Origin of the sequence: Streptomyces spiramenti (genome assembly GCF_012034385.1) — a bacterium.
In the GTDB taxonomy this organism is placed as follows: domain Bacteria; phylum Actinomycetota; class Actinomycetes; order Streptomycetales; family Streptomycetaceae; genus Streptomyces; species Streptomyces spiramenti.
Genome location: NZ_JAAVJB010000195.1, coordinates 1 through 9867, shown reverse-complemented (window position 1 = coordinate 9867; position 9867 = coordinate 1). Strand labels below are relative to the sequence as shown.

Genomic DNA, 9867 nt, shown 5'->3' with positions numbered 1-9867 from the left:
GCCCGCCACCGAGGACGGCGCGGCGGACGGGGCCGTCAGCCCGGAGGACGGCACCCCGGCGACGGCGCCGGTGGGCGACCACGCCGAGGAGCAGCCCCTCCGGGGGCCCGCCCCCGGCGGTGGGCGGGCATCCGCCAGCGAGGCGGCGGAGGCTGCGGCGGAGCAGCTCACCCGGCGTCGCCGGGAGGAGGCGCCCCAGAAGGACGCCGGCGGCGACCAGCCGCGGGCCGAGTCCGCGCGCGGCAGGTCCGAGGAGTCGGACAAGCCCGCCCGGCGGATCTCGTTCCACAACGAGAAGGTGCTGATCGTCGACGACGACGTCCGCAACGTCTTCGCCCTGACGAGCGTCCTCGAACGGCACGGGCTGCTGGTCCTGTACGCCGAGAACGGGCGCGAGGGCATCGAGGTCCTGGAGTCGAACGAGGACATCGCCCTGGTGCTGATGGACATCATGATGCCGGAGATGGACGGCTACGCGACGACGTCCGCGATCCGGCGGATGCCGCAGTTCTCGGGTCTGCCCATCGTCGCGCTCACGGCGAAGGCCATGAAGGGCGACCGGGAGAAGAGCATCGAGTCCGGTGCGTCGGACCACGTCACCAAGCCGGTGGACACGGACTACCTCCTGGAGGTCATGGACCGCTGGATGAACCCGCAGTGATCGCGACGCCGCCGCGCCCGGGGGTGTACCGTGCGGGAACCCCCCGGGTGCGGGGCGCGTTGCGAGTATGAGACAGTGACTTCCCCGTGACTGGGTGTGTCCGGCTGTGGCTGGGGCTACCATGTGCGGGACGAGAAGAGCGGTTCACCGGGCGGCGAGGATGTCGCCCGACAGGGGCGGTGGTCAGCCACGCCGCCGGGGCGGAGGAGGACGGGGCATGGTCCAGAAGGCCAAGATCCTTCTGGTCGACGACCGGCCGGAGAATCTCCTGGCGCTGGAGGCCATCCTCTCCGCGCTGGACCAGACGCTGGTGCGTGCGTCGTCCGGAGAGGACGCGCTGAAGGCGCTGCTCACCGATGACTTCGCGGTCATCCTGCTCGACGTGCAGATGCCGGGCATGGACGGTTTCGAGACGGCGGCGCACATCAAGCGCCGGGAGCGTACCCGTGACATCCCGATCATCTTCCTGACCGCCATCAACCACGGGCCGCACCACACGTTCCGGGGCTACGCCGCGGGCGCCGTCGACTACATCTCGAAGCCGTTCGACCCCTGGGTGCTGCGCGCGAAGGTCAGCGTCTTCGTCGACCTGTACGAGAAGAACATGAAGCTCCGTGAGCAGGCCACGCTGCTGCGTCGGGAGCTCGACGGGGGAGCGGGCGACGCGGTCCCCGGCAGTCTGCTGCCGGAGCTCTCCGCGCGCCTCGCCGCGGTGGAGGAGCAGGCCGAGGCGCTCACCAAGGAGCTCGAGGAGAGCGCCGGCGCCGGCGCCGCCGCGATGTCGACGGCCGGTCATCTGGAGCGCAAACTCGCCGCGCTGCGCCGGGCGTTGGACGCGCTCGAACCGGGTGCCGCCGCGCCGACCCCCGAGGCCGCCGGGAACTGACGCCCGGTTGTCGGGCGTCCCGTCCTGGCGGCTTCGCACACGGCCCGGTCGGGGCGTGACGGGCGCGGCGCGCTGAGTGGGGCTCGGATCACCGCCATCCGTGCCTGGGGCGCCCCGCACCGGTAATCTCACCCCCATGGCCTCACGTACGTCCGGAACCGGTCCCAGCAGCTCGCGATCCGGGCGGGGTGGCGCCACCGCGAAGAAGCCCGCGGCGAAGAAGGCGGCCCCGGCCAAGGGGCGACGGCCCGCGGCCCGGAAGAAGCCTCCGCCCCCGCTGCCGATCCGTGCCCTGCGGAAGATCTGGATGGGCTTGGCGCTGCCCATCGCCGCGCTGCTGCGCGGCATAGGGAAGAGCACCAAGGGCCTGGATCCGGCGCACCGCAAGGACGGTCTGGCGCTCCTTCTGCTGGGGATCGCGATCGTCGTCGCCGCCGGCACCTGGTCCAACCTCCAAGGCCCGGTCGGCGACCTCGTGACGATGCTGGTGACCGGTGCCCTGGGACGCCTGGACCTGGTCTTCCCGCTGCTGGTGTTCTTCCTCGCGGTGCGGTTGATCCGCCACCCGGAGAAGCAGGAGGCCAACGGACGCATCGTCATCGGACTGTCGTTCCTGGTCGGGGGAGTCCTCGGCCTGGTGCACATCGCCACCGGTGCTCCCGGGCGTGAGGACGGCGCGCAGGCGATGCAGGACGCGGGCGGCCTCATCGGCTGGTTCTTCTCGCGGCCGGTGATCTTCCTGGTGGGCGAGCCGCTGGCCGCCGCGCTGCTGGTGCTGGTCACCGTGTTCGGCCTCCTGGTGGTCACGGCGACGCCCGTCACGGCGATCCCGCGTCGGCTGCGGGAGGTCGGGGTGCGGCTGGGAGTCGTCGAACCGGCGGCCAAGCCGTACGCCCACGACCCGGAACCCGATCCGGAGCCGGCGCCTCGGGTCGCCCGGCCACGCCGCCGTCCGGCTGTCACGAGGGGGGAGGAGCCCCCGTACGAGGAGTACGTCCGGGTCGAGCAGGAGGAGGAGCCTCCCGCCCGCGAGCGCCCCCGCGGGGGCCGCCGCCGGGGCGGTGGCCGTTCGGCCGACCCGTCGGAGGTCGCCGCCGACGCCGCCGCACTGGACGGCGCCGTCACCCACGGAGTGCAGCCCTCCCCGCTGGTCGCGGGCATCAGCAGCCGCGTCAGGATGCGCGGCGGCGATCCGGCGAGTGCCGAGCAGGTGCCGATGGGCGGCGGTCCCCAGGCGTCGGGCGCGCACCACTCCGGCGGTGTGCCGGATCTGACGCGGCAGGCGCCCGACCCGCCCGCGGCGCTGCCGCACCGTGCCGAGCAGCTTCGACTCGCCGGGGACGTCACCTACTCGCTCCCCCCGCTGGAGCTGCTGGTGCGCGGTGGGCCCGGCCGGAGCCGCAGCGCAGCCAACGACCAGGTGGTGCACTCGCTGTCCACGGTCTTCACGGAGTTCAAGGTGGACGCGTCGGTGACGGGGTTCACCCGTGGGCCGACCGTCACGCGCTACGAGGTCGAACTCGGCCCGGCGGTGAAGGTGGAGAAGATCACCGCGCTCGCGAAGAACATCGCGTACGCGGTCGCCAGCCCGGACGTCCGGATCATCAGCCCGATCCCGGGCAAGTCCGCCGTCGGCATCGAGATCCCCAACAGCGACCGGGAGATGGTGAACCTCGGGGACGTGCTCCGCATCGCGGACTCGGCGGAGACGGAGCACCCGCTGCTGGTGGGGCTCGGCAAGGACGTCGAGGGCGGCTATCAGATGGCCAACCTCGCGCAGATGCCGCACGTGCTGGTGGCCGGTGCGACCGGCTCCGGCAAGTCCTCCTGCATCAACTGCCTGATCACCTCCATCATGATGCGGGCCACCCCGGAGGATGTGCGACTCGTCCTCGTCGACCCCAAGCGGGTCGAACTGACCGCCTACGAGGGCATCCCGCACCTGATCACCCCGATCATCACCAACCCGAAGAAGGCGGCCGAGGCGTTGCAGTGGGTGGTCCGCGAGATGGACCTCCGCTACGACGACCTGGCGGCGTACGGCTACCGGCACATCGACGACTTCAACGCGGCGGTGCGCTCGGGGAAGGTGACGACCGGGGCGGACTCGGACCGCGAACTGGTGCCCTACCCCTACCTGCTGGTGGTGGTGGACGAGCTCGCCGACCTCATGATGGTGGCGCCCCGGGACGTCGAGGACGCGATCGTGCGCATCACGCAGCTCGCGCGGGCTGCCGGGATCCACCTGGTGCTCGCCACCCAGCGGCCCAGTGTGGACGTGGTGACGGGGCTGATCAAGGCGAACGTCCCGTCCCGCCTGGCGTTCGCCACCTCCTCCCTCGCCGACAGCCGCGTCATCCTGGACCAGCCGGGTGCGGAGAAGCTGATCGGCAAGGGCGACGGACTGTTCCTGCCGATGGGCGCCAACAAACCCGTGCGCATGCAGGGCGCGTTCATCACCGAGCAGGAGATCGCGGCCGTGGTCGCGCACTGCAAGGACCAGATGAAGCCGGTCTTCCGGGACGACGTGGTCGTCGGGAAGGGGCAGAAGCGAGAGATCGACGAGGAGATCGGCGACGACCTCGACCTGCTGTGCCAGGCCGCGGAGCTGGTCGTCTCCACCCAGTTCGGTTCCACGTCCATGCTGCAGCGCAAGCTGCGGGTGGGGTTCGCGAAGGCGGGGCGACTGATGGACCTCATGGAGTCCCGCGGGGTGGTCGGTCCCAGCGAGGGGTCGAAGGCCCGTGACGTGATGGTCAAGCCCGACGAGCTCGCGGGCGTGCTCGCGGTGATCCGCGGGGAGACCCCTCCCTGAGAGCGTGTGTGAGACCCCACGCCGGGCCCGCGACGCCGGCTACGGCCATCTGCTGCGTTGTCGGGAACACCCGAAGACAACCCGGTATGAGGGTGCCCCTCCGCCGTGCAGCTGACCGCATCTGGCGCCGCGAGCTGAGCCGACGTGGGGTCTCACACACGCTCTGGGTCCCGCCCGTTCCGTCCCCCGTCGCCCGTGGCGGGGAGGGGTGGGCACCCGGCACCCGGCGTTCGCGCCCGTACGGCCCGCGGCGCAGTGCCCGGCCTGCGATGTCGGTCCGGTCGGCGGTGCGTGCCGGGCGGGGCCGATCGCCCCGCTCGCGGGCCCGGGGTGCGTCCGGCGCGTCGCCCGGGCAGGGCGACACGGGAGCGACACCGCGACCCCACCCCTCGTTCACGCGGGCCGGACGTCCGGCCGGTCGTCCGCACCCTAGAATTGCTCGTACAACACGTGGCCTTAACGCTCGAAAGGCGTCTCCGTGTCCAACGGCAACTTCTCGGCCGAGGACGGGCCTTCTTCCGTCGGCCGCTCCCTCCAGCAGGCGCGTATCGCAGCGAAGCTGACCGTCGAAGAGGTCAGCGCGACCACCCGCGTCCGCATCCCTATCGTCCAGTCGATCGAGGTCGACGACTACTCCCGCTGCGGGGGCGATGTCTACGCCCGCGGCCACATCCGCGCGCTGGCACGCGCCGTCGGTCTCGACCCGGCGGAGCTCGTCGCGCGGTTCAACGAGAACAGGGGCGACGCCCCTGCACCGGAGCCGCCGGCTCCGGTGTTCGAGGCGGAACGTATCCGCTCCGAACCGCGGCGCCCCAACTGGACGGCCGCGATGGTCGCTGCCATCGTCGCCGTGGTGGGCTTCGTGGGCTTCACCCTGGTCAGCGGGTCCGGCGACGGTTCCGGTGACCAGGTCGCGCAGTCGGAGTCCCCGGACGCCGACTCGGAGGCCGTGCCCGAGGATGACGCGGTGGGCGGCGACGACGCGAACGGTGACGCCGCCGACGAGCCCGCCCCCTCCCAGAGCGCGGTGGCCGGCGCCCCCGCCGACAAGGTCACCATGAAGGTGGTCGCCAACGGCCCCAGCTGGGTCATGGTGACCGACGCCAACGGCCGCCAGCTCTTCCAGGGCACGCTCCAGGACGGCGACGCCGAGACCTTCACCGACGACGACCAGCTGGACCTGGTCACCGGCAACGCCGGCGCCATCGAGCTGTACGTCAACGGCAAGCACCTGGACAGCATCGGAGATCCCGGTGCCGTCCAGCGACTGAGCTTCACCCCGGGCGACCCCGAGGAGGGCTGACCCGGCCCGTCGACCGCTTCCCCCGTCCCGGGCCGAGCCACGGCCCGGGACGAAGTACGCTGAGACCATGTCTGAACGCCGCACCGTCGCCCTCGTCACCCTTGGTTGTGCCCGTAACGAGGTGGACTCAGAAGAGCTGGCGGGGCGGCTGGCCGCGGACGGCTGGGACCTCGTCGAGGAGGCCTCCGACGCGGACGTCGCCGTCGTCAACACCTGCGGTTTCGTCGAGGCCGCGAAGAAGGACTCGGTCGACGCGCTGTTGGAGGCCAACGACCTCAAGGGCGGGGAGAGCCGTACCCAGGCCGTCGTCGCCGTCGGGTGCATGGCGGAACGGTACGGCAGCGAGCTGGCGCAGGCCCTGCCCGAGGCGGACGGGGTCCTCGGATTCGACGACTACGCCGACATCTCCGACCGGCTCCGGACGATCCTCGGCGGTGGCGTCCATGCCTCGCACACCCCGCGCGACCGCCGCAAGCTGCTGCCGATCTCCCCCGCGGAGCGCCAGGAGGGAGCCGCCGAGGTCGCCCTTCCCGGCCACGGCGCGCCGACGGACCTCCCCGAGGGTGTCGCTCCGGTCTCCGGCCCGCGCCCGCCGCTGCGGCGGCGTCTGGACTCCAGTCCCGTGGCCTCGGTGAAGCTGGCCTCCGGCTGCGACCGTCGCTGCAGCTTCTGCGCCATCCCGTCGTTCCGCGGATCGTTCATCTCGCGCCGGCCCTCCGACGTCCTCAACGAGGCCCGCTGGCTCGCGGGCGAGGGCGTCTCGGAGATCATGCTCGTCTCGGAGAACAACACCTCCTACGGCAAGGACCTGGGCGACATCCGCCTCCTCGAGTCGCTGCTGCCCGAGCTGGCCGCCGTGGACGGCCTGGAGCGCATCCGGGTCAGCTACCTCCAGCCGGCCGAGATGCGCCCCGGCCTCATCGACGTGCTCACCGGTACCGACAAGGTCGCCCCGTACTTCGACCTGTCCTTCCAGCACTCGGCCCCCGGCGTGCTCCGCGCCATGCGGCGCTTCGGCGACACCGACCGGTTCCTGGAGCTGCTCGACTCGATCCGGGCGAAGGCCCCGCACGCAGGCGTGCGCTCCAACTTCATCGTCGGTTTCCCCGGCGAGAGCGAGTCCGACGTGGCCGAGCTGGAACGTTTCCTGGAGTCGGCCCGGCTCGACGCGATCGGGATCTTCGGCTACTCCGACGAGGACGGCACGGAGGCGGCCGGGTACGACGGCAAGCACGCCCCCGAGCTGGTCTCCGAGCGGGTGGAGCGGCTGAGCCGCCTCGCCGACGAGCTGACGTCGCAGCGTGCCGAGGAGCGGATCGGCGAGGACGCCCGCGTGCTGGTCGAGTCGCTCGAGCCGGAGGGCGGTCCCGACGGCGGCCCCGTCGCGCTGGGCCGCGGCGAGCACCAGGCTCCGGAGACCGACGGCCAGGTCCTGCTGCTGCCGGACCCGGAGGCCGTGGACGACGAGGACCCGCTCGCCGGCTTCGAGGTCGGCCGCTACGTGGACGTGCGCATCGTCGACACCGACGGCGTCGACCTCGTCGCCGCCGTCCGGACCCCGGTCCCCTCGGGCGGTCCTGCCGCCGGGGCGCGCGGATGACGGGCACCTCGGCCGTCTCCGCGGCGGACGGCGGACGCCGTCCGCGTTCCGGTGCGGAGACAATCACCGCCGAGGCAGGGGATCTGCCGCAGGCGGGGCTGTGGAACATCGCCAACATCCTGACGATGATGCGGCTGGCGCTCGTGCCCGGCTTCGCCGTCCTGATGTTCGCGGGCGGCGGCGACGACCCGGTGTGGCGAGCACTGGCCTGGGCGGCCTTCACGGTCGCGATGATCACCGACCTCTTCGACGGCGAGCTGGCCCGCCGCCACGGCCTGGTAACCGACTTCGGCAAGATCGCCGACCCGATCGCCGACAAGGCGATCATGGGGACGGCCCTGGTGTGCCTCTCCTTTCTGGGTGAACTGCCCTGGTGGGTCACCCTCGTCATCCTCGCCCGTGAGTTCGGTGTCACCCTGATCCGGTTCTGGGTGATCCGGTTCGGAGTCATCCCCGCCAGCCGTGGTGGCAAGGCCAAGACGCTGGCGCAGGGCGTGGCGGTCGGCATGTACATCCTGGTGCTCACCGGACCGCTCGCGACCCTGCGGTGGTGGGCCATGGCGGCGGCCGTGGTGCTGACGGTCGCCACCGGTCTGGACTACGTGCGGCAGGCTGCCAGGCTGCGGCGTGCGGGGCTCGCACGCGAGCGCGCCCGTGCGTAGGAGTCGCGTCGCGCGTGCGGAGGACCGCTCCGCCGTGTCGGTCCTGGAACTGCTGACCGCCCGTGGCCACACGCTGGCGGTGGCCGAGTCGCTGACCGGAGGCGCCGTGGCGGCGGCACTGACCGCGGTGCCGGGTGCGTCCGCCGTGTTCCGGGGCTCCGTCACCGCGTACGCCACGGACGTCAAGCGCGACGTGCTCGGCGTCGACGCGGGGTTGCTGGCGGAGCGCGGGGCGGTCGATCCCGAGGTCGTGCGCCGGATGGCGACCGGGGTCCGCGACCTGCTCGGCGCGGACTGGGGTGTGGCCACCACCGGTGTCGCGGGCCCCGCGCCGCAGGACGGCCGACCGGTCGGCACGGTGTTCGTCGCGGTGGCGCCCCCCGGCGCGCGGCGGGCGGTCGCGCAACGGGTGGAGGCGACGGGTGATCGGGAGAGCATCCGGGCGCGGACTGTCGACGCCCTCCTTGCCGCCCTCCACGAAGCGCTGGTCGAGGATGCCGTGGCCCCTCCCGCGCTGCCGGGGCTGCCCGGTGCGCCCGACTCGTCCGAGCTGCCCGGTAGCGGGGGAGATGTATCCACTGGGTAGGAAAACGACCCCACCGCGCGGTGAGTGTACGGTGGAGGAGCCGCTCGGTCAGGCGGTTGGGGGAATGAGACCGCACCATGCGCCTTCAGCGAACACGAAGGGCTTCCCGTCGCGCGGGGAGTCCGAAGCGGTACGGTTGGGCATGAACGTAGCGAGGCCAACGGTCCGAGGAGGGAGCCACCGATGATCCTGCTCCGTCGCCTGCAAGGTGACGTGCTGCGTCGGCAGCGCCAACGTCAGGGCCGCACTCTCCGTGAGGTCTCCTCGTCCGCCCGGGTGTCGCTCGGCTACCTCTCCGAGGTGGAACGCGGACAGAAGGAGGCCTCGTCCGAGTTGCTGGCCGCGATCTGCGACGCACTGGACGTAAGGATGTCCGAGCTGCTGCGGGAGGTCAGCGACGAGCTGGCTCTCGCCGAACTGGCTCAGTCCGCCGCCAGCGATGCTGTCCCGCCGCCCATGCGCCCGATGCTGAACCCGATCCGGGTCACGTCGGTCACCGGGCGCCCGGAGGAGCGCGTCACCATCAAGGCACCGGCGGAGGCCGTGGACGTCTTCGCCGCCTGAGGCATCGGCGGCCGGCGGCCGTCAGCCGAACAGTACGCCGGGAGGTGTCAGGGACGCAGCCGTAGCCCGCGCGGCGTGGGGTGGAAACCGGCCTCCTCCAGCAGCCGGGACCACAACGGGTCGCTCAGCACCGGGGAGCCGTTGACACGCTCCACCGTCACCGTGCCCAGGACCCCCCGCCGCGCCGCGTCCGCGACGACCCGGACCGGCGCCCTGAGTGAGGTGCCGTCGGTATCGCCCCCCTCCGGCCACGCCAGCAGCGTCCGGCCGCCGCGCTCGACGTACAGCGCCGGGCGCCCCGAGGTCAGCACGACCAGCGCGCCCGCCTTCCGCCCGGGTTTCTGCGTCACTCCGTCCGGCGGTTCCGGCCAGGGCAGCGCCGCGCCGAAGGCGTTCGCGGGATCGGCCGCGGCCAGCAGCACCGGTTCGCCCGCGTCACGCAGCTCGCCCCGCTCCCGCACGTTGTTGACCGCCCGCAGCCGGTCCACGGCGCCCTCGACCGCGAACTGCGCCGCGCCCAGCCCCTCCACGACGTAGCCGCGACGAGCACGTCCGCTGTCCTCGAACGCGGACAGCACCCGGTAGGCGGCCGAGAAGCCGCCCTCCACCCCCTCGGCCGCGACCGCGCCACGCGTGACCACGCCGTGCCGGTCCAGCAGGGTGTGGGCGAGCGCGTGGGCACGGACGGTGGCGTCCGCCGCAGTGGCGGGGAGCAGCGACCACCTGCCGCCGACCGTCGGCGGACCGCTCCGCGACGCCGCCCGGCCCGGCCCCGGCAGGCCGCCACGCC

The 9867-nt window shown here is 72.6% G+C and carries 9 protein-coding genes; 8 read left to right on the top strand and 1 reads right to left on the bottom strand.

The annotated features are described in order from the left end of the window. The 8 genes from HCJ92_RS25105 to HCJ92_RS18890 all read left to right on the top strand — a co-directional run. A partial coding sequence (locus HCJ92_RS25105; protein ID WP_245241000.1) for a response regulator occupies positions 1 to 661 on the top strand: 661 nt, incomplete at its 5' end. 217 nt (positions 662 to 878) lie between these two features. Further along, positions 879 to 1547 carry a response regulator gene (locus tag HCJ92_RS18920; protein WP_167934813.1) on the top strand — a complete coding sequence of 223 codons (669 nt, stop codon included), beginning with the start codon at positions 879 to 881 and terminating at the stop codon, positions 1545 to 1547. Between the two features lie 136 nt (positions 1548 to 1683). Beyond that, positions 1684 to 4362, top strand: coding sequence for a DNA translocase FtsK (locus tag HCJ92_RS18915; RefSeq protein WP_167934812.1), 2679 nt, complete (start codon positions 1684 to 1686; stop codon positions 4360 to 4362). 478 nt (positions 4363 to 4840) lie between these two features. Then, on the top strand, positions 4841 to 5665 hold the full coding sequence (locus HCJ92_RS18910) for a RodZ domain-containing protein (protein WP_167934811.1): 825 nt from the start codon (positions 4841 to 4843) through the stop codon (positions 5663 to 5665). A 67-nt stretch (positions 5666 to 5732) separates the two neighbouring features. Further along, positions 5733 to 7265 carry a 30S ribosomal protein S12 methylthiotransferase RimO gene (rimO, locus tag HCJ92_RS18905; RefSeq protein WP_167934810.1) on the top strand — a complete coding sequence of 511 codons (1533 nt, stop codon included), beginning with the start codon at positions 5733 to 5735 and terminating at the stop codon, positions 7263 to 7265. After that, entirely contained in the window at positions 7262 to 7927 is a 666-nt protein-coding gene (gene pgsA, locus HCJ92_RS18900) for a CDP-diacylglycerol--glycerol-3-phosphate 3-phosphatidyltransferase (RefSeq protein WP_167934809.1), read from the top strand. The genes rimO and pgsA overlap by 4 nt, the downstream gene beginning before the upstream one ends. Positions 7928 to 7961: 34 nt before the next feature. Next, positions 7962 to 8513 (top strand): CinA family protein, encoded by a 552-nt coding sequence (locus tag HCJ92_RS18895; RefSeq protein WP_338054256.1) that lies wholly within the window; start codon positions 7962 to 7964, stop codon positions 8511 to 8513. A 183-nt stretch (positions 8514 to 8696) separates the two neighbouring features. Then, the gene (locus tag HCJ92_RS18890) at positions 8697 to 9077 is read left to right on the top strand and encodes a helix-turn-helix domain-containing protein (RefSeq protein ID WP_167934807.1); all 381 of its coding nucleotides are present in this window, start codon (positions 8697 to 8699) and stop codon (positions 9075 to 9077) included. A gap of 47 nt (positions 9078 to 9124) precedes the next feature. Here HCJ92_RS18890 and HCJ92_RS18885 read toward each other — a convergent pair. Then, positions 9125 to 9867 (bottom strand): Lhr family helicase (locus tag HCJ92_RS18885; protein WP_420824743.1); only part of this gene is annotated, 743 nt, incomplete at its 5' end.

Bases quoted from the DNA above. Each gene is read 5' to 3' on its own strand.
- HCJ92_RS18920 (WP_167934813.1), top strand. From the start codon at position 879: ATGGTCCAGAAGGCCAAGATCCTTCTGGTCGACGACCGGCCGGAGAAT.
- HCJ92_RS18915 (WP_167934812.1), top strand. From the start codon at position 1,684: ATGGCCTCACGTACGTCCGGAACCGGTCCCAGCAGCTCGCGATCCGGG.
- rimO (WP_167934810.1), top strand. From the start codon at position 5,733: ATGTCTGAACGCCGCACCGTCGCCCTCGTCACCCTTGGTTGTGCCCGT.
- pgsA (WP_167934809.1), top strand. From the start codon at position 7,262: ATGACGGGCACCTCGGCCGTCTCCGCGGCGGACGGCGGACGCCGTCCG.
- HCJ92_RS18890 (WP_167934807.1), top strand. From the start codon at position 8,697: ATGATCCTGCTCCGTCGCCTGCAAGGTGACGTGCTGCGTCGGCAGCGC.